Source organism: Halogeometricum sp. S3BR5-2, from assembly GCF_031624635.1.
Taxonomy (GTDB): Archaea; Halobacteriota; Halobacteria; order Halobacteriales; family Haloferacaceae; genus Halogeometricum; species Halogeometricum luteum.
The window spans coordinates 63,011-88,052 of record NZ_JAMQOQ010000005.1; the positions used below are offsets into that span (position 1 = coordinate 63,011).

Below are 25,042 nucleotides of genomic sequence, written 5' to 3' on the forward strand. Positions count from 1 at the left end.
ACGTGTTGTCACCACGAAAACCGTCGTCGGGCTGACAAGCGACAACCGATTTCAGTTATTCTTCGAGAAATCCAGCCAGTTCGTCGTTCACGCGCTTCGAACGTTCGACGTGCGCGAGGTGTCCCGCATCGTCGACGCCGACGAACTCCCCGCGGGGCAGGTCCGCCGCGAGCGTTCGGGCGTCTTCGACGGGCCACGCCGCGTCGTCGGCGCCGTGGACGACCAGCGTCGGCGCCGTCACCTCGTACGGCGCGTCGAGCGAGTACCCGCGGACGGCGGCGGCCTGCGCCTCCCACGCCGCCGGGTCGGCGTCCTCGGCGGCGCGCCACTCGGTGATGTCCCGCACCGCCTCGGGGTGGTCGTCGACGAACTCGGTCGAAAGCGCCGCCTTCGTCGTCCGCCGCAGGGCGTCGCGGTCCGTCGGCGGGGCGTACAGCGATTCGAGGTCGACGCCCGACCCCGAGGGGGCGGTCCCGAGGCAGACGAGGCGCTCGACGCGCGAGGTGGTCCGGGCCGCTTCGAGGCCCACCATCCCGCCGAGGCCCGCGCCGACGACGGCCGCCGAGTGGAGGCCGGCGTCCGAGAGGACGGTCGTGAGGTCCGAGACGAGGTCGGGGATAGAGTAAGGGCCCGGCGGAGCGTCGGAGCGACCCGCGCCGCGCACGTCGGTGACGAGGCTCTCGAACGGCCCCGCGACGGCCGCGTGCTGCCACCCCCACTGCCACGCGCCGTACCCGGCGTCGCCGACGAAGACGACCGGGTCGCCGTCGCCGTCGCGTTCGTAGTAGCAGGCGACGCCGCCGTTCGAAGCCACTGGCATGGTACGGTCGTAGTCGGCGGGGCGTCCCTTTATCGGCACCGACACGACTCTCACTGCCTACTGCGTCCGCAGTCGCCACCCGCCGTCGCCCTCGTACGACAACACGCCGTGAAAGAGGCTCTCCAGCGTCGTCACCGTCGTCTCCTCCTGGGTCGACGGGTCGAGGAAGAACAGACCTCGAGCGCCGAGTCGCGGTCCGTCGGCGCTCTCGGCGCCCCGTTCGTCGAACCCGAGAGTGTCGAGGCGGCCGACGAGGACGTGCAGGAACCGGTAGAGCGCCTTCAGCGACACGTGCCGAAGCAACGCGTCGAGCGAGTCCACCGAGACGATTATCTCCGCGTTCGAGTCGTCGGCCCACGAACCCGTGTAGCGCGTCGCCCGCATGCCGATGCTCGTCAGGTCGGCCGGCGTCGGCACCGTCTCGACGGCGACGCCGTCGGGCAGTTCGTCCGTCGCTTGATCCGGCGTCGTCACGACGGCGGCGTTCGCGGGCGGACCGTCGAGGGCCGCCACCCAGTCGTCGTACCACCGCGCGGGCGGCCGCGAGAAGCAGACGCCGAAGAGGTTGACGGGGCGCGACCCGCCGGCGAGGAGGCGCCTGCACGTCGCGTCCGAGTCGGACTCGGACGCGGGTCTGAGGACGAGGAGGCCGGCGGCGTCCCGCGTCTCGCGGGTCACCCGTTCGGTGAGTTCCATCTACCGAGTAGGCACGTCGACAGCTAGCCTTAATTGTTTGTCGTGTCCGCGGGGCGTAACCGAACCGCGGCGGGGACGGATGAGAGGCGGAGGACGGAAGACGAGAGGAGAGTCGCCGTCGAATCGGGGCGGTTCAGGTTCGGATTCGGGACCCGGTCTCAGGCGTCGAGGACCTGACGGAGCACGTCGGGCGCTTCTTCGAGGATGTCGTCGAGGGCGTCGACGTCGGGGCCGCCGCCCTGCGCGAAGTCCGGCGGGCCGCCGCCGCCGCCGCCGACGCGGGAGGCGAGTTCGCCGACGACTTCGCCGGCGTTGATGCCCACGCCGTCTGGGACGCCGACGACGAACTGGGCGCTGCCGCCCGCGGCGGACCCGAGGACGGCGACTTTGCCCTCGCCGACGATGGCGTTGGCCGTCGCGCGGAGTTCGTCGGCGTCGCCGTCGACGCGTTGGACGACGGCGGGCGTACCGTCGACGTCTATCTCTTCGGTCTCCGCGGCGGCGCGCGCCTCCGCGAGTTCGGACTTCAGGCGGTCGACGGTCTTGCCGCGCTCCTTCCACTCGGTGAAGAACCGCTCGGCCGTCTCCGGCACGTCCTCGGGGTTGACGTCGAGGACGTCGGCCGCGTCGTAGAGGGCGTCCTCGGTGCGCTGGGTCGCGGAGATGGCGGCGTCGCCCGCGGCGAAGACGATGCGCTCGACGCCGTCCTGCACGGGTTCGGTGTTCAGAATCTTGATGGCGCCGATGTCGCCCGTCCGCTTGACGTGCGTGCCGCCGCAGGCCTGCACGTCGTCGCCGACGGTGATGACGCGGACGTTGCGTCCCGGCGGAATCCCGCCCTGATAGAGGTCGAAGCCGTACTTCTCCTCGGCCTGGTGGCGGTCCGGCCACTCGGCCCGCACCGTGCTGTTGGCCATCACGATGTCGTTGGCGACGTGTTCTATCTCTTTGACCTCCTCGCGGGTGATGCGCTCGTAGTGGGAGATGTCGAAGCGCGCCCGGTCGACGCCCTTCTGCGCGCCGGCCTGTCGGACGTGGTCGCCGAGCACCTGCCGCGCGGCGTGGCCGACGACGTGCGTCGCCGTGTGGTGCCGCATCAGACGGCGGCGTCGCTCCACGTCGAGTTGCCCGCGGACGAACTCGCCCTTGCCGGGGTCGGCGTCCGTGCGGTGCAGGACGACGCCGTCGCGAATCTGCACGTCGGACACCTGTACGGTCGCGTCGTCCGTCGAGAGCGTGCCGTGGTCGGCGGGTTGACCCCCGCCCTCGGGGTAGAACATCGTCTGGTCGAGCACCACGTCGTAGCCCTCGTCGCGTTCGATGACGTCGAGGACGACAGCCTCGAACTCCGTGCGCTCCTGGTCGTCGTAGTAGAGCTTCTCGGTGTCGGGCAGGTCCGCGAGTCGCTGCTCGCGCTTCTCGGCCTCCTCGGAGGCGCCCTCGCCCTCGTGGCGGTCCGCGACGAGCGAGTAGAAGTTGTCCGGCACGTCCACCGTCGCGCCGCGTTCCTCGGCTATCTCCCGCACCATGTCGGGTTGGATGCCGTGGGAGTCGTACAGTTCGACGAGTTCGTCCAGCGGAATCGGCTCGTCCCGCCCGGCGTACTCGTCGGCCAGCGACTGCACCTTGCGCGTGCCGCGTTCGAGCGTCTCGCGGTACTTCCGCTCTTCAGTTCGCACGATGTCGCGGATGGTGTCGCGGTTCTCGTAGTCGAGTCGCTCGGCCTGCATGTCCACGAGTTCGTCGAGGGGCGCGTCGACGCCGACGTTGTCGACGAGTCGCTTCGTCCGGCGGAGCACCATGCGCGCGAGGTAGCCCGTCCCGACGTTCGAGGGGACGATGCCGTCGCCGAACATGTATGCCAGAGTGCGGCAGTGGTCGGCGATGGCGTAGATGTCTTCGAGGGGACGCAGGAGGCTCGTGAGTTCGTCGACGTCGACGCCGAGTTCGTCGGCGATGTCGCCGCGGGCCTCGTACACGTCGTCCACCTCGTCGATGTCGAGGTACCCGGACAGTTTCGCCGCGCGGTGGACGAGTTCCTCGTCCTCTTCGGAGAGGGAGACGTTGGCGTTCTCCTTCAGGAACTCGATCATGTCGGGGTACACCGCCTCGTAGACGGTGGCGGTGCCCTGCGACACCCACGCCCAGCGTTCGAGGCCGTACCCGGTGTCGACGATGTAGGTGTCCATCGGCGAGTACCGGTTGCCGTCCTTCATCTCGTAGTCGCCGTCGGGGTCCTGCTCCATCGACATGAAGACGAGGGTGGCGAGTTCGGCGCCTCGGTACAGCACCTCGAAGGCGGGGCCGGCGTTGCCGCCGCCGACCCACGGGTCCTCGATGTACGTTATCTCCTCCAAATCGGCGCCCATGTGCTCGAAGAACTCGTCGCAGAGTTCGACCGTCTCGTCCTTCCAGTACACCTCGCCGGAGTAGGCGTACTCGTCGCCCACCTCCTCGCGGGCGTTGAAGGCGTGGTGGGCCATCATCTCGAACGCCATCGTGTGCCGGCCCGTCTTCCCCACGTTGTCGATGTCCTGCATCCGGATGCAGGGCTGGGAGATGGTCAGGGGGTTCGCCGGCGGCGGCGTCTGACCGCTGGTGACGAGGGGTTGGAAGTCGTAGATAGAGGCCTGCGTCAACAGCACGTCGTCGCGCCAGCGGTTCGCCGCGACCGGGTAGGGTTCGATTCGCTCGTGCCCGTGCTCCTCGAAGAACGAGAGGAACTCCTCTCGCATCTCCTCTAAGGTGTACTCCTCGGCGAAGCCCGGGTTGTCGATGAACGAGTAGTCGTCCGCGGGCGGTTCCCCGCAGGTCTCCCGGTCGGGGTCGCGCGTCCAGAAGTACGCGTCGGTCACCGGGCACTGCTTCCGGTGGAATCCCTCCTCCTCGAAGTAGTCGAGGCGGTACTCCTCTTCGAGTTCGCTCATTACACCAGATTGACCCACGGCCGGGTAAAACAGTTCCGGGTAAGCGGCGCGGGAGGCGCCGATTTCGGCCTCGTTTCCCGCCGCCGTCGGGCGAAAAGAGCGTCGGACGCGCGGACGACGACTCGTCGCCGTCGACACCGCTAACGTCGCCGCGAGCGTCCTTTCGTTCATGGAGATACGCGAGTCCATCCGGCGGAGACCCGTCGTCGAGTGGGCGGCATGGGTACTGCTCTCGGAACTGGCCGGCGTCGTCGGCGGCGTCGCGACGGCGTCGGCCGTCGGAACGTGGTACGCGACGCTCGCGCAACCGTCGTTCGCCCCGTCGAGTTGGGTGTTCGGACCCGTGTGGACGGCGCTGTACGCCCTCATGGGGACGGCGGCGTTCCTCGTCTCTCGCTCCGCGGACCCGCGCGCCCGAACGGCGCTGTACGCCTTCGTCGGCCACCTCCTCCTCAACGCGGCGTGGTCGTTCGCGTTCTTCGGCCTGCGGTCGACGCTGTACGGCCTCGTCGTCATCGTCCCTCTCCTCGGCGCCGTCGCCGCGGTGACCGCCCTGTTCGGACGCGTCGACCGCCGGGCCGCGATTCTCATGCTGCCGTACCTCGGGTGGGTGGCGTTCGCGACGGCGCTCAACTACCGGTTCTGGGCGCTAAACTGAACGGGCGTGGGATATCCCACCGCGGCACGCGGGAACGTCCCGCAACAGTTATATGAATTCTGGGTCTCCCTTAGTCAGACCGACGTGCAAGACGTTGAACACGTACGACTCGCGGCGGACGACGCGGCCGCCCTCGGCGGCGTCGCGTCGAACGCCACGACGGGGGTGGGGATAGCGACGCTGGCGGCGGCCGAAACCGGCGAACGCGCCGTCGACGTCGCCGTCGTCACCGACCCGGAACGGGAGTTCGACCTCGACGTTCCCGTCGTCTGTTACGCCGACTGCGACCCCGAGTCGGTGCCGCGGCCCGAGCGATTCGACGCGTTCGTCCCGCGGGGCGACGAGGCGTCGCTCCGCACGCAGATCCGGTGGCTCCGCTCGCGCGCGGAACGGTGCGACCACGGTCGGAGCCGACTCAAGCGACTGTACGAGGGCACCTCGACCCTCATCGCCGCCGAGACGACCGACGAACTGTTCGCGCGGACGATAGACATCGCAGAGCGCATCCTCGCGTTCGACAACTCCTCTATCAGCATCGACGTGGGCGGGAGTTTCCGCGTCTCCGCCACCGACACCGCCACCGACGAGGGCGACCTGATTCCGCTGGGTCAGGGAATCCTGGGGGAGACCTACCGGACCGGCGAGTCGAAACTCGTCGACGACGTCCGCGAACACGGCGCCGCCGCGCCGGACGACCCCGCGTTCCGCTCCGTCGTCAGCGTCCCCATCGGAGATATCGGCGTCTTTCAGGCCATCTCGACGGAGGTCGGCGCGTACGACGAGACGGACCGCCAACTGGCGGAACTGCTCGTCTCCTACGTCGCCGAGACGGCCGCGCGCATCGAATCGGAGGCGGCGCTCCGGGAGAGTCGCGGGCGCATCGAGGCGCTCCACCGCGGGACGGTCGAACTCGCCGCCGTCACCGACCTCGCGGAACTGTTCGAGCGGACCGTCGGGATAACGGCCGAGATTCTCTCGTTCGACCTGAGCTATATCGGCGTCGTCGAGGGGGGGTACATCGTCCCCGCGGCCACCTCCGAGGAGTTCCCCGAGGACGGCGCGGAGGTGAAACCGCTGGAGGACGGCGGCGTCGCCGCGCACGTCCACCACACCGGGCAGACGCGCCTCGTCACAGACATGGCCGAGGCCGAGGACGCCCGGCCGACGAAGGACGACTACCGCTCGGGGGTGAGCGTCCCCGTCGGAGACATCGCCGTCTTCCAAGCGGCCGCGTACACGCCGAATGCGTTCGACGAGGCGGACGTGGAACTCACCGAACTGCTGATGGCGCACGTCGCCGTGACCGCCGAGCGCATCCGCGCCGAGGAGAGCCTCCGCGACGAGCGCGACCGCTCGACGGCGCTCTTCGAACACGTCTCGGACGCCGCCGTCGCCTACGAGGTGGACGACGGAGGCACCGCGCGCGTCCAGAGCGTCAACCGCGCCTTCGAGGAGCGGTTCGGACGCCGCGCGGTCGACGTCGTGGGCGGCGACCTCGTCGACGAAATCGTTCCCGACGACGAGGCGGACCCGCTCGAACTGCGCGTCGCCGGGGGAGAGCGTCACCGGGGGGAGGTGCGGCGACTCGCCGCCGACGGCGCGCGGGAGTTCATCCTCAACGTCGTCCCCCTCGACCCCGACGCGAGCGACGGCCGGGGGTACGCGCTGTACACCGACATCACCGAGCGGAAGCGCCGCGAGTCGGAGTTGGAGCGGCAGAACGAGCGGTTGGAGGAGTTCGCCAACATCGTGAGCCACGACCTGCGGAACCCGCTGGCCGTCGCGCAGGGCCACCTCGACCTCGCCCGCGAGACCGACCGCGAGGAGTCCTTCGAGACGGTCGCGAACTCCCTCGCGCAGATGGAGCGGCTCATCGACGACCTGCTGTCGCTCGCCCGGCAGGGGAACGTGGTGGGCGAGACGGACGCCGTCGACGTGGCGACGACCGCCCGGCGCGCGTGGGCGACCGTCGAGACGCCGGGAGCGTCGCTGGAGGCGACGCCGACGACGGTGGAGGCCGACGAGGAGCGACTCGCCGAACTGCTCGGGAACCTCTTTCGGAACGCGCTGGAACACGGCGCGGCGGACGGCGACCGGCCCATCGCCGTCCGCGTGGGTCCGCTCGGCGGCGACGACGCGGGCGACGGAAAAGAAGGGAGAGACGGGTTCTACGTCGAGGACGACGGCGTCGGCATCCCGCCCGACCGCCGCGAACGCGTCTTCGACCCCGGCGAGACGACCGGCGAGGACGGCATCGGCTACGGACTCGCCATCGTCTCCCGCATCGGCGACGCGCACGGCTGGTCGGTGTCGGTGACGGAGTCGGAAACGGGCGGCGCGCGCTTCGAGTTCCGGACCGGGTCTTAGTCGTCGGCCGCCGCCAGCGACGCGAGCAGCGCCTCCAACTGCACCTGCTCGTTGGCCCCCTCGGTGATACGGTAGTCCGCCTCGCCGATGCGCTCCATCAGGCGGACGGTGGCGCGTTCGTCGAGGTCGAACTCCCACACCGAGCGGTGGAGTTGGTCGATGATGTCGCCGCCGGCCATCCCGGTGTCGACGAGGAGCGTCTCCAGTTTCGACCGCGCGGCGAGGAAGTCGCCGTCGATGGCCGACTGAACCATCTCCTCGATGTCCTCGGGGCGGGCGGTGGAGGTGATGAGGTAGACGGCCTCCTCGTCGACCACCTCGCCCGTCGTCGCCGCCGCCTGCAGGGAGTTGATGGCGCGGCGCATGTCGCCGCCGGCGGCGTAGACGAGGGCGTCGAGGCCGTCCTCGGTGAGTTCGATGTCCTCCTCGTCCGCGACGACTTCGACCTGCTTGCGGACGGCGTCGTCGCCGAGCGGCGAGAAACGGAAGACGGCGCATCGGGACTGGATGGGGTCGATAATCTTCGAGGAGTAGTTACACGAGAGGATGAAGCGCGTGTTGTCGGAGAACTGTTCCATCGTCCGGCGGAGCGCCGACTGCGCGTCGGAGGTGAGCGAGTCGGCCTCGTCGAGGAAGATGATGCGGTAGTCGTAGCCGCCGAAGGAGGCGCGGGCGAAGTTCTTTATCCTATCTCGCACCACGTCGATGCCGCGCTCGTCCGAGGCGTTGAGTTCGAGGAAGTTGCCGCGCCAGTCGTCGCCGTAGACGGCGCGGGCAATCGCGGTGGCAGAGGTGGTCTTGCCGACGCCCGCCGGCCCCGCGAACAGCAGGTGCGGCAGGTCGTCCTGCTCGATGTAGGAGCGGAGTCGGTCGACGATGTCCTCCTGCCCGTAGACGTCGTCGAGCGTCTGCGGTCGGTACTTCTCGATCCAGATTTCGCGACCCGTCGTCCCCTCCGCGTCCGCGGCCTCGCTCATACCTCGGAGTCGGTCCCGGCGAGTGATAAAGCACCCGCGTTGGACCCGACGCGGGGTCGCGGCCCGCCCGCGACGGCGGCCGCCCGCCGCGCGCCGGGGAGCGAAACGGGGAAAACCGCGCCGCGCGGAGAGGGGGTATGCACGTCACCGTCGAAGTCGTCGGCGAGGGGGTCGAGGAGGTGTCCGTCGGCGCGGACGGCACCTACGCGGACCTCGTCCGCGCCGTCGACCTCAGCCCCCACGAGGTGTCCGTCCTCGTCGACGGGTCCCCCGTCCCCGAGGACCAACCCGTCGAGGCCGACCGCGTGAAGGTTCTGCGCCTCATCAAGGGCGGGGCTGCCTGAGAGCCGAAACGTGCCCGAAGGACCCGAGATACGCCCCGCCCGCCCCGCCGACCGGGACGCCGCCGTCGAACTGCTGGACGCCGCGATGCTCGAAGTCGACCCCGGTCGGGTTCGCGAGCGAATCGAGGCCGGCGGCGTCCTCGTCGTCGACGCCGGGAGTCGACTCGTCGGCGTCTGCGTGCTGGCACCGGGCGACGGGGAGACGGAGGCGGAGACGGAGATAATCCACATCGCCGTACACCGCTCGCGTCGGGCGCGGGGGCTCGGTCGAGAACTGGTCGAGGCGGCCGCGGCGCTGAGCGAGGGACCGTTGACGGCGACGTTTCGAGGACAGGTGCGGCCGTTCTACGAGGCGGTGGGGTTCGAGATAACGGAGGCCGGAGACGGCAGGTTCCGGGGTCGACTCAGATGAGCGGTGCGACCAGTTCCCGACCCGCCTCCAGCAGTTCGCGGACGTCCTCCTCGCTGGACGCCTCGGCGTAGACGCGCATCTTCGGCTCCGTTCCCGAGGGCCTAACGAGAAGCCACGAGCCGTCTTCGAGGAGGAGTTTGAAGCCGTCGAGCGTGACGACCTCCGCGATGTCGCGACCGGCGACCTGTTCGGGGAGTTCGTCGTCCAACTCGTCGATGACGCGGTCTTTCTCCGCGTCGGGGCACTCCAGGCCTATCTTGTCCGCGACGATGTCGCCGTGGGTGTCGAGGAGTCGGTCGACGCGTTCGTCCATCGGTTCCTCGGCCGTGGCGGCGGCACCGAGCAGTCCCATGAGGACGCCGTCCTTCTCGCGGACGTGGTTCCGGATGGAGAAGCCGCCGGACTCCTCGCCGCCCATCAGCGCGTCGTGCTCTTTCATCCCGTCGGCGACCCACTTGAAGCCGACAGCCGTCTCGAACACCTCCTCGCCGTGCGCCTCGGCGATGCGGTCGATGAGGAACGTCGTCGAGACGGTGCGGACGGCCGGCCCGGAGTCCGATTCGAGCATGTAGTCGTAGGCGGCCGCGAAGAAGAGGTTCTCGTCGAGGTGACCGCGCTCGGGGGTGACGAACGCGACGCGGTCGGAGTCGCCGTCGTTGGCGACGCCGAGGTCGGCGTCGTGCTCCTCGACCGTCTCCACGAGGCGTTCGAGGTTCTCGGCGCTCGGTTCCGGCGGCGTGCCGCCGAAGTCGGGGTCGCGTTCGTCGCGGATGGAGACGACCTCCGCGCCCGCCGATTCGAGGAGGGCGTCGGTGACGCCGCGACCGCTGCCGTGCATGGCGTCGTAGGCGACCGTCAGCCCCGAGAGGTCGGCGTCGACGAGTTCGCGGGCGTGCTCGAAGTGCGGCGCTACGATGTCGACCTCTTCGATGGACCCGCGTTCGTCCTCGGGGAGCAGGTCGGGTTCGGCGAGGCGTTCCTCGATGGCCTCGGTGACCTCCGGGAGGGCGGGGGCCCCGTCGGAGGGGATGAACTTGACGCCGTTGTACTCCGCGGGGTTGTGCGACGCCGTGACCATCAGCGCGCCCGAGAGGCCGCGGTCGACGATGGCGTGGGCGACGAGGGGCGTCGGTCGGTCCCGGTCGGGGAGCAGCACGTCGAAGCCGTTGCCGGCGAGCACCTCCGCGAGCGACTCCGCGAACCCGGGCGACGTCTCGCGCGCGTCGTAGCCGACGAGGACGGGCGCGTCGTACCCCTCGTCGGAGAGGTAGTCGGCGACGGCCTGCCCCACGATGCGGACCCGGTCGTCCGTGAACGTGTCCAAGGTCGCGCGCCAGCCGTCGGTTCCGAAGGAGATGGCGTCCATGCGGGGACCGACGCCGCCGTCGCTCAAAAAGGTACGCGACCCCGTCGCTCGCGACCGCGACGCGAACCGGCCGACGGTCGGGACGGCCGAAACCGGCCGCCTCGACCGGAAGCCGACGGGCTTTTGCTCGTCGCACCCTCAGCGACGGTAATGGTACGTATCGTCGCCGTCTGCGGCAGCAGACGCGAGGGGAGTCACACGCTGAAGTCGCTCGGAATCGTCCTCGACGCCGCCGCGGAGGCCGGCGCCGAGACGGAGATGCTCGACTTGGGCGACGTGGACCTCCCGCTCTACCACCCCGACGAGGACGAACAGGGCGACTCCGAACGCCTCACCCGACTCGTCCGCGAGGCGGACGGCCTCGTCATCGGGTCGCCGGTCTACCACGGGTCGTACTCCTCGACGTGGCGGAACTTCCACGACTACTGCTCGAAAGACGAGTTCGAGAACACCGCCGTCGGCCTCCTCGCCACCGCGGGCGGGGGGTCCTACGGCGCGACTTTGGAGCACATGCGCAGCACCGTCCGCGGCGTCCACGGCCGCGTCGTCCCCGAACAGGTCGGCGTCCGCGGCGCCTACAACGTCTACGACGGCGAGGAACTCACCGACGAGGACGTGCGCCGCCGCCTCGTCTCCCTCGCGGAGTCGGTCGTCGAGGAGGCCGAACGCCTCCAGGGCAAGCGGAAACGCGCCGCCAGCGCCGGCGACTGAGTCGCGTTCGCGTCGCGGCCGACGCGCGAGGTCCGCAGCGCCCGCATCGACCAGTTCTTTTCCGTGCCTCGTAACAGCACGACTCTCGGAAACGTATATCTCGGTCCGAGTGGTGGGAATAGTGATGGTTCGAAATGGTATATCATCCGATACGAGTGGCGACGGCGGACACATGGCCCGGCGCGGGTTCCTCGCGACGGTGGGCGCCGGCGCCGTCGGACTCGCCGGATGCGTGGGAGGCGACGGAACGGCCGCGGCGGACACGCCGACGCCGACGGAGAGTGAGGGGGGGAGCGGGACCGAGACACCGACCGAGACGGGGTCGGAGGGGTGGACCGGTCTCGACCCGCAGTTCGGCTTCGTCGGCGCGACGCCCGAGGCGCCCGCGCCGGTCGAACCCGACGCCGAGGTGCAACTGCTCATCGGCGAACGCGAGGGCGCGCCGATTCCGGAGTTCTACTTCGAGCCTTCGGGCCTGTTCGTCGAGGCGGGGTCGGTGGTGAAGTTCGCCCTCGCGACGCCGGACCACACGGTGACGGCCTACCACCCGTCGCTCGGCCGGACGCAGCGGATTCCCGACGGCGTGCCCGCCATCTCCTCGCCCGTCCTCGGCGGCGGCACCTACTGGCTGTACCGCTTCGAGACCCCCGGCGTCTACGACCTCTACTGCGCGCCCCACGAACCGTACGGGATGGCGATGCGCCTCGTCGTCGGGGAGGCGACCGGACCGGGCGCGGAACCGGTGTCGACGGCGGAACCCGCCCACGGCGACCCGCGCCCGCCGTTCCAGACGTCGGCGACGGTGCTGTCGGACCCGGCGCTGGACCCCGAAACCATCGTCGAGGCGGGGAGCGTCCCGTGGGAGGATATCTCCGCCGAGAGCAAGCGGTTGCAGATGTGAACTGAGGGCTACTCCACTAACCGCTCCTTCTGCGGCCGCGAGAGCTGTTTTATCTCGTACTCCCGCGACATCGCCGCCGACTTCGACTCGTAGGACTCGGTGTGAACGAGTTCGACGGGTGCCCGACCGCGGGTGTACTTCGCCCCCTCGCCGGCGTCGTGTTCCGCGACGCGGCGCGCCACGTCCGTGGTGTACCCGGTGTACAGCGAGTCGTCCGCGCAGCGGAGGACGTAGACGTAGTGCGCTCCCATTCTCTCACTCGACTTCGAGCGTCTCCACCACGTCCGCGAGGCGGGCGCTGTCGGGGACGGCGTGAGTGACCGTCAGCGGCGAGACGCTGACGGCGGCGTCGACCATCGCGCGGCGGTCCGACCCCACCGGGTAGCGGTCGCGGTGCGTCTCCGCGAGGGGGAAGGGGTTCTCCCACCCGACGGCGTCGGGCCACGTCCGGTCGTGGAGTTCGACGCGGTGCTCGTCCGGCGCGAGTTCGTCCTCCCCGTCCTCCTCGTCGACGCGAACGACCTCCTGCCCGTAGTCGTGGTGCGGTTCGGTGAGCATCACCGGCGGTTCGGGCGCGTCGACGGGCGCGTTGACGTTCAGCAGGTCCACGTCGTCGTAGACGCCCGAGGCGAGGGCGCGTTCGACGAGGGCGACGGCGACGCGGGCGGGTCGGGCGAAATCGTACTCCTCGGGCGGCGAGAGGAAGAAGTCCGTCGAGTGGTACGCGGAGACGGCGAAGGCGGGCGTGCCGAGGAAGGCGGCTTCGATGCCCGCGCCGACGGTGCCGGAGCGACCGACGACGTAGTTGCCGGCGTTCGGGCCGTCGTTGACGCCGGAGACGACGACGTCGAACTCGGTGTCGAGGCCGCGGAGGCCGTAGGCGACGCAGTCGGCGGGCGTGCCGCCGAGGGCGTACCCCCACGGGTGCTCGCGGACCACGGCGGCGTGGTTGCGCGTGCGGCCGACGCCGCTCTGGTTGCCGTCGGGGGCGACGACGGTGACGTCGCCGAGGGCGGTGAGTTCCTCGCGGAGGGTGGCGATGCCCGGCGCGTCGATACCGTCGTCGTTCGTCAGCAGGATGGACCGTCCGTCACTCATCGATTACCGGAGGGTACGCGGGGAGCCAAGTAGCGCTTCTGGTCTGCGCGGCGCGGGGACGTCTCCCCGGAGCCGTCGCTTACGGGTCGAAGACGGGCCGGTGGTTCAGGCCGGCCGCGTACAAGAGGTTACGGCTTCGCGTGGTGGTCTTTCCTCCGCTTCAGCGGCTCAGGCAGTGCGGGTTCGGTGTCGCGCGACTTCAGCGATGCCCGCGTTCGCCGAGCAGTTTGGACAGGCGAGCAGACGCCCGTTACCGTCGGTGAACACGCGCGCGAAGCGCTCAGACACGTGCGACCCGCAGTGGTCGCAAGTTGGCATTGTTGAGTCCGGCAGCCACCACGTGTGCCGGTATCTCGGCTACGGCCGCCGCACGTAAAGGCCTTCGCGCGCGTGCGCGTCGCCTTGCGAAACGTCCAGTGAAGGGGTACGGAATCGGACGCGTGTCTGATACTGTGTGGCACGACCGTGCGAACCGCCGGCGCTCCGCAGTGGCCGACCGACCGGTCGGGCCCTCAGCGCCCGCTGGCGTCGCTCAGGTCGCTCCGGTCGCTCTCGTCGCCCCCGTCCTCGTTCGCCGCGCGTGCGTCGCTCACCGCACGGGCGACGAGGCCGGCCTGCGCGCCGGCGACGAACCCGGCGTCGATGTTGACCGCGGAGATGATGGTACAGGACTGGAGCATCCCCGCGAGGGCCGCCTCGCCGTCGCCGCCGTAGCCGTACCCCGTCGAGACGGGGAGGCCGATGACCGGGGTGTCCACGAGTCCGGCGACGACGGTGGGGAGGGCGCCCTCGCGGCCGGCGGCGACGACGAGGACGTCCGCGTCTCGCAGGGTATCGAGGTGGTCGAGAACGCGGCCGAGGTGGGCGACGCCCACGTCCTCGACGCGCGTCACCGTCGCCCCCATCGCTTCGAGGATGACCGCCGCCTCGCCGGCGGCCTCCGCGTCCGAGGTGCCGCCCGTTACCAGACCGACCGTCGCCTCCAGCGTCGGTGGCTCGTAGTCGGGCGCGCGCGCGACGAGCGTCCTCGCCCGGTCGTCCCGGTCGAACGTCGCCGTCTCGTCCAACGCGTCCACGACGGCGTCGACGTGGGCGTCGGCCGCGCGCGTCAGAACGGCCCGTCCGGTCGACCGGACGGCCGCCGTCGCCAGCGTCGCCGCCTCCTCGGGCGTCTTCCCCTCGGCCAGGATGGCCTCGGGAACGCCGCGCCGCGTCTCTCGGGCGGCGTCGAACCGCCCGGCGCCCGTCGTCGCGTACCCCGAGAGGCGCGCTTCCGCGACGGCCGGGTCGAGGTCACCCGCCGCGACGGCCTCCAAGATGTCTCGCATGGACGGGCGTTCGCGGCCGAGGCCCACCTACCTATCGCTTCGGGCCGGCGGTCGCCCGAAACCGACTTCGCGGGCGTCTCGGACCCCGTGGCGCCCGTGAACGGGCGAACCCCCTTATGCGACCTCCCTCTATATAAATCCGTCCCCTCCCAAAGGCCATATCTCGCGGATATGAGCGGAGAGGCGGCCGATTTGGGAAATCTTATTAAGTAGGCCCTAGAACTGGTGGCTGTATGGCAGACCTTATTGTCAAGGCAGCCGTCAAGGAAGCGCTCAACGACAAGAACGTCGCTTCTGACTTCTACGACGCGCTCGACGAGGAAGTGAAAGAACTGCTCGAAGACGCCGCCCGCCGTGCGGAAGAGAACGACCGGAAGACGGTCCAGCCCCGCGACCTGTAATCCGGGTCCCCAAACCCCGTATCTTTCTTTCGACGCCGCCCGCGTAGCCCTGCCGCCGCTCGGCAGACGCGTCACCGCACCGACAGCTACAGAAGCCGCCTCCGCGTAGCGTCGCTCGTGTCCCGCCCGCCGAAGTTCGCCCTCGGTCTCGCCGCGTTCGCCGCCGGCACGGTCGTAGCGCCCGTCGTTGCCGCCCTCTTCCTCGTCGGTGCGGGTTCCATCGCCGTCGCCACGGCCGTCGTCGGAGGGTCGCTCGTCGCCGGCGGCGCCGGCTACGCCCTCGGCACCGATGACGCCGCCGCCCGACTCGGCGCGTCGCGGGTCGGTCCGGTCCTACTGTGGATTCCCGCCGTCTTCGCCGTCTCGACGGTCACCCTGGTCGAACTGGACGTCCCCGGCCGAGTCGTCTTCGTCGCCCTCGCCGGCGTCGTCGTCGGATGCGTCGGCAGCGCGGCCGCGTGGACCGTCGCCGCGACCGAACGGGCCGAACGAGCGACGGCCGGGCGGACGCCCGCGACGACGTGGGAGGCGCGTCCGCGGAGAAGGTGGTGGCACGACGAACAGACGGTCGGAACGCTCGCCGTCGCCGCCTTCGTCGCGTACTTCGCCCTCTCCTTCACCGTCCTGCCCGATTCGTCCTCGCTCCAGATGGCGTTCACCGCGGCGCTCTCGGGACTGTTCGGCCTCGAACTGCAGAAGAACCGTCGCCGGACCTTCCGGGCGTACGACCGCGGCGTCGCCGTCGAGTCGGGGAAGACGACGACGTTCTACGAGTGGGACCGGATTCGGGGGGTGGAGCGGGTCGAAGGCGGACTGATTCTCCGTCGCCGATGGGGGCCGCTGACGGACCTCGACGCGCGCGCCGACGACGTGACGGACCCGGACGGCCTCGTCAGGACGCTCCGCGGACTGCGCGAGTTCCCTCAATAGGTCCGCACGTCCACGCCGTCCTCGGTGCCGACGTACGCCTCGTCCGCAAGTCCGACGAACAGGCCGTGTTCGACGACGCCGGGCGTCGCCGAGAGGTCGTCGGCGAGCGATTCGGGGTCCTCGACGGCTCCGAAGTCGCAGTCGAGCACGAGGTTCCCGTTGTCGGTGACGACCGGTCCGTCCTTCCGCTCCGCGGTCCGGAGCACCGGGTCGCCGCCGAGGTCCGCGACGCGCCCAGAGACGAGCGTTCGAGCGGCGGGGAGCACTTCGAGCGGCACCGCCCGGTCGAGCGTTTCGGCGACCTTCGAGGGGTCGGCGACGACGACGAAGCGGTCGGCCGCCGCGTCGACCACCTTCTCGCGGGCGTGGGCCGCGCCGCCGCCCTTGATGAGATTCCCGTCCGAGTCGACCCGGTCGGCGCCGTCGATGGCGATGTCGATGGTCTCCACCTCGTCGAGGTCGAGGAGGGGAATCTCGGAGTCGCGGGCGAGTTGGCGCGAGGCGAACGAGGTGGCGACGCCGCGGACGCCGTCGAGTTCGCCCGATTCGAGTTTCCGGCCGAGGGCGCGGACGGCGAACGCCGCGGTGCTTCCGGTGCCGAGTCCGACCGTCTCGCCCGCGGAGACGAGGTCGGCCGCGCGTTCGGCCGCGCGGCGCTTCTGGTCGTCGCTTCCGCCGGTCGTCTTCATACCCGGTGGGTCGCGGTAGGCCCGCACAAGCGTTGCGCTCTCGCGTCGCCCGCGCACGCCCCGCCCACCGTTTTGGTGCTGGCCGCCTTCCCCCGAAAGTATGACACGCGTCGCCGTCGTCGCCGGCGTCGGTCCGGGACTCGGAGCGTCCATCGCCCGCAGATTCGCCGCGGAGGGCTGTTCGGTCGCCCTTCTCGCGCGGTCGGCGTCGTACCTCGACGAACTCGCCGCGGAGTTGGAGGAGGGGCCGGGCGAGGCGCTCGCGGTGCCGACGGACCTCGCGGAACCGGACGAGATTCGGGCGGCGTTCGGCGAGGTGCGCGAAGCGTTCGGTCCGGTCGACGTGCTCGTCAACCACGCCAGCAGCGGTTCGTGGAAGGGCCTGCGGGAACTCTCCGTCGAGGAACTCGACCACGCGACGGCCGTCGGCGTCCGCGGCGCGTTCGTCTGCGCGCAGGAGGCCGTCGACGACATGCTGGAGCGAGGCGAGACGGAGAGCGACGAGAAGGCCGGGACGGTGCTGTTCACGGGCGCAACCTCCGCCGTCCGGGGACGCGAGGGAGCGCTGGCCTTCTCCGCGGCGAAGTTCGGCGCGCGGGGGATGGCCGAGTCGATGGCGAAGGAACTCGGCTCGGAGGGCGTCCACGTCGCGCATGTCGTCCTCGACGGCGGGATTCTCCCGCCGAACCGGGCGGTGGACGACGAGTCCGCCTACCTCCACCCCGACGACATCGCCGAGACGTACTGGCGTCTCGTCGAACAGGACGTGAGCACGATGACGTTCGAGGCGCACGTCACGAACGGGCCGGGCGACATCGAGTTCCTGTGAACCCCGGCAGGGGCCGCCGCCTCAGACGCTCCGCGTCAGGCCGCCGTCGACGCGGACGTTCTGACCGGTGACGTAACTCGCGGCGGGCGAGAGCAGGTACGCCACCGTGTCGGCTATCTCGGCGGTGCGCGCCGGTCGGCCCATCGGAATCCGCTCGCGGGTCGCCTCCTCGACGTCGTAGCTGTCGACGAATCCGGGGAGGACCGCGTTCATGCGGATTTCGTCGGCGGCGTAGCGGTCGGCGTACAGTTTCGTGAACGCGCCGAGGCCCGCCCGGAGGACGGAGGAGACGGGGAACTCCGCGCTCGGTTCGTACGCAGAGAACGTCGAGATATTCACGAACGCGCCGCCGCCGTTCTCGCGCATCACCGGCGTGACGAGTCGCGCCGTGCGGACGGCGTTCAACAGCACGAGGTCCAAGCCGTCGTGCCACGCCTCGTCGTCGATGTCGAGGAGGTCGCCCGTCGCCGGGTGGCCGGTGTTGTTCACCACCGCGTCGATGCGGCCGTACCGCTCCGTCGCGGCCTCGACGAGGGCCGCCAAGTCGTCGGAGTCGGTGACGGAACCCTCGAATCCGACGCCGCCGAGGTCCTCGGCCACGTCCACCGCCGCGCCCGACTTCGAGAGGAGGACGGGCACGTAGCCGTCCTCGGTCAGTCGTCGCGCGCACGCCTCGCCGATACCGCGTCCGGCCGCCGTCACGACGGCGACTCGCTGGTCGTCCATGGCCGAATATCGGCGGGAGAGATGATGTAAGTCGGCCCCGCTCGGTCGCTCGTTCCGGCGAGCCAACGTGTGCTCACAGATACATTACGGGGCGCGTGCTAGCGCTATCCATGCGAGAACTACTGACGGACGAGACGGCGGTCGTGACGGGCGGGGCGAGCGGAATCGGACGCGCGATATCGCTGCGCTTCGCCGAGGAGGGCTGTGACGTGGTCGTCGCGGACATCCAGGAGGACCCGCGCGAGGGGGACGAGCCGACTCACGAGCGAATCGAGGCCGAAACGGACGCGAGCGCCGCGTTCGTCGAATGCGACGTGAGCCGGTACGACGACCACCTCGACGCGATGGACGCCGCCGACGAGTTCGGCGGAGTCGACGTGATGGTGAACAACGCGGGCATCTTCCGCGCCGAGGAGTTCCTCGCCGAGGACGACGAGGTGTTCGACGGAACGATGGACGTCAACGTCCGCGGCGTCTACTACGGGGCGCGCGCGGCGGCGAACCGGATGGTCGAGGACGGCGGGGACGGCGACGGCGGCAGCATCATCAACCTCTCCAGCGTCGCCGGTCTGCGCGGGTCGGCCGACTTCGTCAGTTACTGCACCTCGAAGGGCGCGGTCCGCCTGATGACGTATGCGCTCGCGGCCCGCCTCGGTCCCGAGGGCGTCCGCGTCAACGCCGTCCACCCGGGGCTCATCGAGACGACGATGACCACCGACGACGTGCCGATATTCGGCACCGAGGCCGAGAGCGGGTTCACGGAGGCGAACCCGACCCGCCGCAACGGGACGCCCGACGACGTGGCGGGCGCGGCGCTCTACCTCGCCTCCGACCTCTCGGGGTACGTGAACGGCGAGTCGATTTCGGTGGACGGCGGGATGGCGAACACGCAGTAAGAGCCGGTCTGAGCCGAGCTCAGAGCCTGTCGAGGACGGCGTCGGCGTCGTACGCCAGTGAGAGCGACCGGGAGCGCCCGCGCCCCTCTATCTCGGCGTACTCGGTGTCGATGACGCCGAGTTGGTCGAGTTTGGTGACGATTTCGGAGTAGCGCGTGTAGCCGAGGTCGGTCTCCTCGCGGAACGCCTCGTAGACGGTCCCGGCCTGTTCGCCGTCGTACTCGGCGATGACGCGCACGAGGGCGCGTTCGGAGTCGGAGAGGCCGCGGAGACAGCGCGAGAGGTGGACGTACTTCGATTTGTCGTAGGCCGCCTCGACGTCCTCCAGCGTCACGGTCCGACTGGCGCGCATCTCGGCGTGGAGGCCGGCGCGGCGGAGCAGGTCGATTCCAACTCTCAGGTCGCCGCTCTCGGCGGTGAGTTCGGCCACCCGGTCGAGTTCGGGGGCGCCGACGACGCCGTCGTGGAACCCGCGCTTGGCCCGCCCGCGGAGGATGTCGACGATTTCGTCGACGCCGTACACCGGGAAGTACACCTCCTCGGGCCGGAAGACGCTCTGGACGCGCCCGTCGAGTTCGTCGATGACGTCCAAGGCGAGGTCCGAGGAGACGATGATGACGCCGATGCGCGCCCCCGAGTGCGTCTCGTGGGCGCGGAGCAGCGAGTAGAGGGTGTCGGAGGCCTCGTTCTCGTAGAACAGGTAGTTCACGTCGTCGAGGGCGACGGCGAGCACCTCGTCCTCCTCGACCAACCTGTCGGTTATCTGTCCGAACAGCTTCTTGAACGAGATGCCCGAGGAGGGCGGTTCGTACTCGAAGATGTGCTCGAAGATGCGCGAGAAGACGGCGTACCGGGTGGAGTCGACCTGACAGTTGACGCGGACGGCGCGGACGCCCGACTGCGCGCCGAGTTCGCCGTACAGTTTCTGGACGGCGGTGGTCTTGCCCGTCCCCGGCGGACCGCGGACGGTGGTGTTGAGCGGGCGGGACCCCCGGACGGCCGGACGCAGCGCGTACTTGAGGCTCTGCAACTGCGTCTCGCGGTGGTTGAACGTCTCCGGAACGTAGTCTATCTCGAAGACGTGCTCGTCGCGGAACACCGTCTCGTCCCACGACAGCATCCCCTCTTCGGGGTCCTCGCTCATCGGTTGAATCACGCAGAGCAGTCTACTTAACCGTTCCCCAGCGCCGGAGTGAAAGTGAAATCGAGGACGAAATCGGCCGACGGAGGCGGGCGTCCACTGCCGTCAGACTTCGGTCGGCGCGCCGACACGACTCGACCGAGGCGACCTCACTCCGTGGCGAGAACGTAGACGCGGTAGACCGAGAACAGGCAGACGGCCAGTCCGACGAGACCGATGGCGACGGCCGTCGGACCGATGCCGAACCTCAACCCAGTCCACGCGACGGAGAGACCGATGCCCGTCAGAGCGAGATAGAACAGGACGAGCGTCGCGGTTCCGACCACGTCCCACATCGCGTCCCGCGTCGCGCGGTAGACGACGTCGTACGTCGGGTCGTCTCGCGGGTCGGCCGCCGTCGACCCGCCGTCGGTCGTCGCGGAGGTCGGGTCGACAGCGGTGCGGTCGTCGCGCGAGGCATCGTCTGCGTCGGCGGGAGGAGAGGAGTCCGTATCGGAGACCATACCGCACCTTCGACCGGGAGACGTGATAATCCTTTGTCAGTATCACGGGACGCTCAGAACTTCTCCAGCAGTCGGTCGTAGAAGCCCGAGGTGTCCTCGCCGGCGAGTTTCTCCACGATGAGTTCCGGCGTCGACCGCGCGAGGTGGTTCTTCACCGGCGAGCGGTTCACGACGAGTTCGCCGTTTTCCAACCCCACGGCCTCGATGCCGTCGACGGCGACGGGGAACCCCGCCGCCTCGCGTATCTCGTCGGCGAGGTGGGAGACGAACACCGCCGTGGTGGACTGGTCGTCGAGGGCTTCGAGGATGCCGGCGATTATCTTCGCGGAGGCGCCGGGTTCGGTGATGCTCTCCAGTTCGTCGACGAGGACCAGTCGATTGGTCTCGCCGTCGACGAGTTCGCGGAAGTCCCGGAGCGTGCTCTCGAAGGCGCCGGCGTCGAGCGTCCCCTGCGACTTCGCGTAGTAGTGTAACTCCGAGAAGCGTTCGAGTTCGACGCGGTCGGCGGGGACGGGCAGACCCGCGTGCGCGAGGACGACGACGAGGGCCACCAAATCGAGCGTCGACGTTTTCCCGCCGGAATTGACACCCGAGAGCAGGGTGACGCCCGAGACGCCGTAGTCGACGGGGTCGGCCGCCTCGAACGGCACGTCGAGGAGGGGCGAGCGACCGGCCTCGATTTCGAATCCCGCCGGGCCGCCCCTTCCGCCCTCGCCGCCGTCGACGAACTCCGGCATGGTGCAGTCGAACTCGCGGGCGAACCGCGAGACGGCGAGTTCCACGTCGAGTTCGAGCGCGTCGGTCACCATCTCGGTCACGGGGTCGCGGAGCGCCGAGAGGTCCGCGGCGAGTTCGCGCTTCAGGCGGACGGCGCGGCGGTCCCGCCCCGCCTTCAACTCCGTGCGGAGGCGCGAGAGCGTCTCCTCGTCGTAGCCGACGGGAAAGGAGGGGTCGTCGGAGAAGACGCGGGCGGCGATGTCGGCCTCCTCCGGACGGAGCGAGAGCGACTCGACGAGGTGGTCGCGCGCCGCCGCGACGGCCCCGGCGTACTGGTCTTCGAGTTCCCGCGAGAGCAGCGAGTCGACGCGGGCGCCCTGTTCGACGAGAGAGAGGAAGTCCGTCCCCTCGATGGTCACGTCGCGTTCGCGGATGGCGTCGCGGAGGTGGTCGTTGGCGACCGACTCGGCGGTGGAGGCGGCGGCGTCCACGTCGTCGACAGCGTTCGTCAGGCGGTCGAGTTCCTCGTCGCCGACGACGGTGCCGTCGTCGTCCAAGCGGGTGAGCGCGTCGCGGAGCGAGTCGAGGTCGCAGGGCGCCTCCATTCCCGCCGCCTCGTGCACGTCGGCGGCGGCGCGGATGCGCCCGCGGTTCTGCGCGAAGAAGGCTAGCGCTCGTTCTGGGACGATATCGTCGGGGTGTTCCTCGGCGTCGGGGCGGACGCGCACGTCGCCCTCGACGTCGACGCCGGCGAACTCCTCGTCGAGGGCGACGACGGTGGCGTACGAGCGGGCGAGTTCGGCGAGGCCGCGGGCGTCCTCGACGACTTCGACGGAGAGTTCCGGGAAGGCGTCCTTCGCGGCGGCGTAGCGCTCGGCGTCGGCGGTGGCGAGACAGCGCTCCCTGACGCGGATGCCCGAGGCGGGTTCGAGCGACCCGACGCCGTCGAGGGCGTCCAGCACCGTCGGGTCGGGGTCCCGCTCCATCGCCGTCTCGGCGAACCCACGCACCTCCTCGATTCTGGACTGCGAGGCGGTGGGAAAGAACGTCTCCAGTCGCTTCTCGGCGTAGGTCGTGACGGTCCGCTCGCGGAGCAGGGAGAGGACGTCGCGGTAGACTTCGCGGGCGCGGTCGGTGGCGAGGAAGCCGCCGTCGTCGCCGTGACGGCGGCGGATGGCGCCGCGGGCGATGGCCGCCGCGCGACCCTCGGTGAGTCCCGGGGCGCGAGCGAGCGCGGCCACGTCGCCGGCCGCGAGGGCTCGCTCGGCGTCGTCGAGTTCCGACAGCGACTGCGCCGTCTTCTCCCCGACGCCCGGGATGGCCTCGAACTCCATTCGGCGTGGAGTATCGCCCCCTCGGAGAAAACGTTACGGGTCCGGTCGGGGCGTCTTCGGGCCGAGGTCCGTCGGTTGCGAACGGCTCTCGACTACCCGTAGCTCTCCACGTCGAGGAACTCCTCGCCGACGCCGAGGGAGGCGACGACGTTCTCGATGGGGTCGCACATCGCGCCGATACCGCAGACGTACACCTCCATCGCCGAGGGGTCGACGCGGGCGCCGCCGTCGACGTCCACCGTCGGTTCCTTCTCGGCGTAGTCGACGAACTCCTCGGGGAGGGCCTCGAAGTCCGTCGCCTCCCGGTCGAGATACCGGAGCAGGCAGTACTGAACGTAGTCGGTCTCGCCTGCCCAGTCGGTGAGGTAGTTCTCGCGGGAGAGCGTCGGCACGTAGTGGAAATTTTCTCGCTCCTCGTCCAACTGGCGGAACTCCTCGTGGTAGGGGAGGTGGTCCTCCCACGACGACCCGAGGAACAGCCACACGTCCCGGTCCTCGCCCTCGTACTCGTCCATCCCCTCCTCGAAGACGTAGTTGATCATGCTCTTGAACGGCGCGACGCCCGTCCCGGTGGCGATGAAGACGAGGTCTCGTTCGGAGGGTTTCTCCAGCATGAGTTCGTCGCCGTACGGGCCGCGGACGAACAGCGAGTCGCCCGCCCGCGTCTCGGTGCACAGGTGCGGCGTGAGTTCGCCGCCCGGCACCCGCCGGATGCAGAGTTCGACGTAGTCGCGGTTGGGCGAACTGGCGATGGAGTAGACGCGCGGTTCCTCGTCGTCGTAACTGATACGGGCGTACTGGCCGGGGACGTACGGAAAGGAGGTGTCGTCGGGGTCGTCCGCCGCCTCGCCCACCTCGAAGCGGATGCGGACGAGCGAGGGGAAGGGGCGTTCGAGCCGCTTTTTCAGCGCCTCTATCTCTCCGCCGAGTCCCTCCTCGCCCTGCGCCGAAAGCTCCGCGGTCACCCGGTCCCAGGCGTCCCCGCTCTCGCCTAAGGGTCCGAGCGTGTCCTCGATGTCGAGCCGCTTCCGTATCGCCTCGCGGTGGGTGTCGACCGCCGCCTCGATCTCCTCCTCGCGGTCCCGGTCCATCACGGTCACGTCGGTGACGGTGGCGTCGTGGTCCTCTATCTCCGCCTCGGCCGCGCGCGATTCGATGGCAGGGTCAACCGGCATTACCCGCCGGTTCGGCGGCGAGCGTTGTTATCCTGACGGCGGAGAGCCGGCGGCCCCGGCCGAGGACAACGTACTTTTGCCGCTCCGGGGGAAACCCCACCGTATGTCAGACGCGGACACGCCCGAGGACACGGCCCCCACGCTCGCGGAGAAGACCGCGGCGGCGCGCGCGTCGCTCCGAGAGCGAGACGGCGCGCTCGTCGCGTTCTCCGGCGGCGTCGACTCCGCCGTCGTCGCCGCACTCGCCCGCGACGCCCTCGGCGACGACGCCGTCGCCTGCACGGCCAAATCTGAGACGCTGCCCGCCGAGGAGTTGGACGACGCCCGCCGCGTGGCCGAGGAGATAGGAATCCGCCACGAGGTCGTCGAGTTCTCCGAACTGGACAACCCCGACTTCGTCGAGAACGACGGCGACCGCTGCTACCACTGCCGGACGATGCGCCTCGGCCGGATGTACGACGCCGCCCGCGAACGGGGAATCGAGACGGTCTGCGACGGGACGAACGCCTCCGACCCCGGCGAGGGCCACCGACCGGGCCTCCGCGCCGTCGAGGAGTTGGAGGTGTTCTCTCCCCTCCTCGCGCACGACATCTCGAAGAAGGAGGTGCGCGAAATCGCCGACGACTACGGCCTCTCGGTCGCGGAGAAGCCGTCGATGGCGTGTCTGTCCTCGCGCATCCCGACGGGCCTAGAAGTCACCGAGGAGCGTCTGAGCCGCGTCGAGAAGGCCGAGCGCGCCGTTCGGCAGTGGGGGTTCTCGCAGTTCCGCGTCCGCGACCACGACGGCCTCGCCCGCATCGAAATCGCCCGCGAGGAGTTGGAGGCGGCGCTGGACCCCGACTTCGCCGCCGCCGTCCGCGAACGCCTCTCCGAACTCGGCTTCGACCACGTCACGCTCGACCTGCACGGCTACCAGACGGGGAGCGTCAGTCCGGCCGCGGAGGCGGACGCCGAAGACGGCGCCGACGGCGACGCCGCCGAGTCCGCGGACGACGAACCCCTCGTCGAGGACGTGTTCGCCTCCGAGTACCCGACGAAGTGACGCGCGGCGACGGGGTGACAGGGCGCACGCGAGGGTTATCGGCTCAGCGCGCGT

General features: G+C 69.9%; 26 protein-coding genes. 11 read left to right on the forward strand and 15 right to left on the reverse strand.

Annotation, left to right across the window (positions count from 1 at the left end; genetic code table 11):
• Positions 1-55: 55 nt before the first annotated feature.
• The 3 genes from NDI79_RS16925 to alaS form a co-directional block, all read right to left on the reverse strand.
• On the reverse strand, positions 56-820 hold the full coding sequence (locus tag NDI79_RS16925) for an alpha/beta fold hydrolase (protein WP_310929814.1): 765 nt from the start codon (positions 818-820) through the stop codon (positions 56-58).
• Between the two features lie 57 nt (positions 821-877).
• Positions 878-1,516 carry a DUF7504 family protein gene (locus NDI79_RS16930; RefSeq protein ID WP_310929815.1) on the reverse strand — a complete coding sequence of 213 codons (639 nt, stop codon included), beginning with the start codon at positions 1,514-1,516 and terminating at the stop codon, positions 878-880.
• A 158-nt stretch (positions 1,517-1,674) separates the two neighbouring features.
• The gene (gene alaS, locus NDI79_RS16935) at positions 1,675-4,443 is read right to left on the reverse strand and encodes an alanine--tRNA ligase (protein WP_310929816.1); all 2,769 of its coding nucleotides are present in this window, start codon (positions 4,441-4,443) and stop codon (positions 1,675-1,677) included.
• A gap of 169 nt (positions 4,444-4,612) precedes the next feature.
• Here alaS and NDI79_RS16940 point away from each other — a divergent pair, with 169 nt between their 5' ends.
• Both NDI79_RS16940 and NDI79_RS16945 read left to right on the forward strand, forming a co-directional pair.
• Positions 4,613-5,101: a TspO/MBR family protein gene (locus NDI79_RS16940; protein ID WP_310929817.1), complete on the forward strand. Its 489-nt coding sequence runs from the start codon at positions 4,613-4,615 to the stop codon at positions 5,099-5,101.
• A gap of 165 nt (positions 5,102-5,266) precedes the next feature.
• Positions 5,267-7,468 carry a sensor histidine kinase gene (locus NDI79_RS16945; protein WP_425499632.1) on the forward strand — a complete coding sequence of 734 codons (2,202 nt, stop codon included), beginning with the start codon at positions 5,267-5,269 and terminating at the stop codon, positions 7,466-7,468.
• On the opposite strand, the gene NDI79_RS16950 is transcribed toward NDI79_RS16945, so the two are convergent.
• Positions 7,465-8,445 carry a replication factor C small subunit gene (locus tag NDI79_RS16950; protein ID WP_310929819.1) on the reverse strand — a complete coding sequence of 327 codons (981 nt, stop codon included), beginning with the start codon at positions 8,443-8,445 and terminating at the stop codon, positions 7,465-7,467. The genes NDI79_RS16945 and NDI79_RS16950 overlap by 4 nt on opposite strands.
• A gap of 137 nt (positions 8,446-8,582) precedes the next feature.
• Here NDI79_RS16950 and samp2 point away from each other — a divergent pair, with 137 nt between their 5' ends.
• Complete coding sequence (gene samp2 / locus NDI79_RS16955; RefSeq protein ID WP_310929820.1) at positions 8,583-8,789, forward strand: ubiquitin-like small modifier protein SAMP2; 207 nt, start codon at positions 8,583-8,585, stop codon at positions 8,787-8,789.
• A gap of 10 nt (positions 8,790-8,799) precedes the next feature.
• The gene (locus NDI79_RS16960) at positions 8,800-9,201 is read left to right on the forward strand and encodes a GNAT family N-acetyltransferase (RefSeq protein ID WP_310929821.1); all 402 of its coding nucleotides are present in this window, start codon (positions 8,800-8,802) and stop codon (positions 9,199-9,201) included.
• On the opposite strand, the gene NDI79_RS16965 is transcribed toward NDI79_RS16960, so the two are convergent.
• Positions 9,194-10,567, reverse strand: a complete 1,374-nt coding sequence (locus tag NDI79_RS16965) for a phosphoglucomutase/phosphomannomutase family protein (protein WP_310929822.1) — start codon at positions 10,565-10,567, stop codon at positions 9,194-9,196. The two genes, NDI79_RS16960 and NDI79_RS16965, sit on opposite strands and share 8 nt — an antisense overlap.
• Before the next feature lie 150 nt (positions 10,568-10,717).
• Between NDI79_RS16965 and NDI79_RS16970 the strand changes: the two genes are divergently transcribed.
• Entirely contained in the window at positions 10,718-11,278 is a 561-nt protein-coding gene (locus NDI79_RS16970) for an NADPH-dependent FMN reductase (RefSeq protein ID WP_310929823.1), read from the forward strand.
• A 124-nt stretch (positions 11,279-11,402) separates the two neighbouring features.
• Positions 11,403-12,179 carry a cupredoxin domain-containing protein gene (locus NDI79_RS16975; protein ID WP_310929824.1) on the forward strand — a complete coding sequence of 259 codons (777 nt, stop codon included), beginning with the start codon at positions 11,403-11,405 and terminating at the stop codon, positions 12,177-12,179.
• A gap of 8 nt (positions 12,180-12,187) precedes the next feature.
• On the opposite strand, the gene NDI79_RS16980 is transcribed toward NDI79_RS16975, so the two are convergent.
• From NDI79_RS16980 to larB, 4 genes are all read right to left on the reverse strand, one after another.
• Positions 12,188-12,430 carry a GIY-YIG nuclease family protein gene (locus NDI79_RS16980; protein WP_310929825.1) on the reverse strand — a complete coding sequence of 81 codons (243 nt, stop codon included), beginning with the start codon at positions 12,428-12,430 and terminating at the stop codon, positions 12,188-12,190.
• A 4-nt stretch (positions 12,431-12,434) separates the two neighbouring features.
• Positions 12,435-13,277 carry a 5'/3'-nucleotidase SurE gene (surE, locus tag NDI79_RS16985; RefSeq protein WP_310929826.1) on the reverse strand — a complete coding sequence of 281 codons (843 nt, stop codon included), beginning with the start codon at positions 13,275-13,277 and terminating at the stop codon, positions 12,435-12,437.
• 168 nt (positions 13,278-13,445) lie between these two features.
• Positions 13,446-13,595, reverse strand: coding sequence for a DUF7563 family protein (locus tag NDI79_RS23640; protein ID WP_425499626.1), 150 nt, complete (start codon positions 13,593-13,595; stop codon positions 13,446-13,448).
• A gap of 194 nt (positions 13,596-13,789) precedes the next feature.
• A complete protein-coding gene (gene larB / locus NDI79_RS16990; RefSeq protein ID WP_310929827.1) occupies positions 13,790-14,605 on the reverse strand; it encodes a nickel pincer cofactor biosynthesis protein LarB in 816 nt (271 codons plus the stop codon).
• A 233-nt stretch (positions 14,606-14,838) separates the two neighbouring features.
• Between larB and NDI79_RS16995 the strand changes: the two genes are divergently transcribed.
• Both NDI79_RS16995 and NDI79_RS17000 read left to right on the forward strand, forming a co-directional pair.
• Entirely contained in the window at positions 14,839-15,006 is a 168-nt protein-coding gene (locus tag NDI79_RS16995) for a DUF1931 family protein (RefSeq protein ID WP_006055446.1), read from the forward strand.
• A 117-nt stretch (positions 15,007-15,123) separates the two neighbouring features.
• Positions 15,124-15,936, forward strand: a complete 813-nt coding sequence (locus NDI79_RS17000) for a hypothetical protein (RefSeq protein ID WP_310929828.1) — start codon at positions 15,124-15,126, stop codon at positions 15,934-15,936.
• Here the strand turns inward: NDI79_RS17000 and rpiA are convergent.
• Positions 15,930-16,625, reverse strand: coding sequence for a ribose-5-phosphate isomerase RpiA (gene rpiA / locus NDI79_RS17005; RefSeq protein ID WP_310929829.1), 696 nt, complete (start codon positions 16,623-16,625; stop codon positions 15,930-15,932). The genes NDI79_RS17000 and rpiA overlap by 7 nt on opposite strands.
• A 100-nt stretch (positions 16,626-16,725) precedes the next feature.
• Here rpiA and NDI79_RS17010 point away from each other — a divergent pair, with 100 nt between their 5' ends.
• Entirely contained in the window at positions 16,726-17,454 is a 729-nt protein-coding gene (locus NDI79_RS17010; RefSeq protein ID WP_310929830.1) for an SDR family NAD(P)-dependent oxidoreductase, read from the forward strand.
• Positions 17,455-17,475: 21 nt separating this feature from the next.
• Here the strand turns inward: NDI79_RS17010 and NDI79_RS17015 are convergent, their stop codons facing one another.
• Entirely contained in the window at positions 17,476-18,180 is a 705-nt protein-coding gene (locus NDI79_RS17015; RefSeq protein WP_310929831.1) for an SDR family oxidoreductase, read from the reverse strand.
• Positions 18,181-18,290: 110 nt separating this feature from the next.
• Between NDI79_RS17015 and NDI79_RS17020 the strand changes: the two genes are divergently transcribed.
• Positions 18,291-19,076, forward strand: a complete 786-nt coding sequence (locus NDI79_RS17020; RefSeq protein WP_310929832.1) for an SDR family oxidoreductase — start codon at positions 18,291-18,293, stop codon at positions 19,074-19,076.
• Between the two features lie 19 nt (positions 19,077-19,095).
• On the opposite strand, the gene NDI79_RS17025 is transcribed toward NDI79_RS17020, so the two are convergent.
• From NDI79_RS17025 to NDI79_RS17040, 4 genes are all read right to left on the reverse strand, one after another.
• Positions 19,096-20,220, reverse strand: a complete 1,125-nt coding sequence (locus NDI79_RS17025) for an ORC1-type DNA replication protein (protein ID WP_310929833.1) — start codon at positions 20,218-20,220, stop codon at positions 19,096-19,098.
• 146 nt (positions 20,221-20,366) lie between these two features.
• A complete protein-coding gene (locus tag NDI79_RS17030) occupies positions 20,367-20,720 on the reverse strand; it encodes a hypothetical protein (protein ID WP_310929834.1) in 354 nt (117 codons plus the stop codon).
• Positions 20,721-20,773: 53 nt separating this feature from the next.
• Positions 20,774-22,771, reverse strand: coding sequence for an endonuclease MutS2 (locus NDI79_RS17035; RefSeq protein ID WP_310929836.1), 1,998 nt, complete (start codon positions 22,769-22,771; stop codon positions 20,774-20,776).
• A 92-nt stretch (positions 22,772-22,863) separates the two neighbouring features.
• The gene (locus NDI79_RS17040; RefSeq protein WP_310929837.1) at positions 22,864-23,946 is read right to left on the reverse strand and encodes an FAD-binding oxidoreductase; all 1,083 of its coding nucleotides are present in this window, start codon (positions 23,944-23,946) and stop codon (positions 22,864-22,866) included.
• 103 nt (positions 23,947-24,049) lie between these two features.
• On the opposite strand from NDI79_RS17040, the gene larE reads away from it, so the two are divergent.
• Positions 24,050-24,988 (forward strand): ATP-dependent sacrificial sulfur transferase LarE, encoded by a 939-nt coding sequence (gene larE, locus NDI79_RS17045; RefSeq protein WP_310929839.1) that lies wholly within the window; start codon positions 24,050-24,052, stop codon positions 24,986-24,988.
• Positions 24,989-25,042 lie beyond the last annotated feature (54 nt).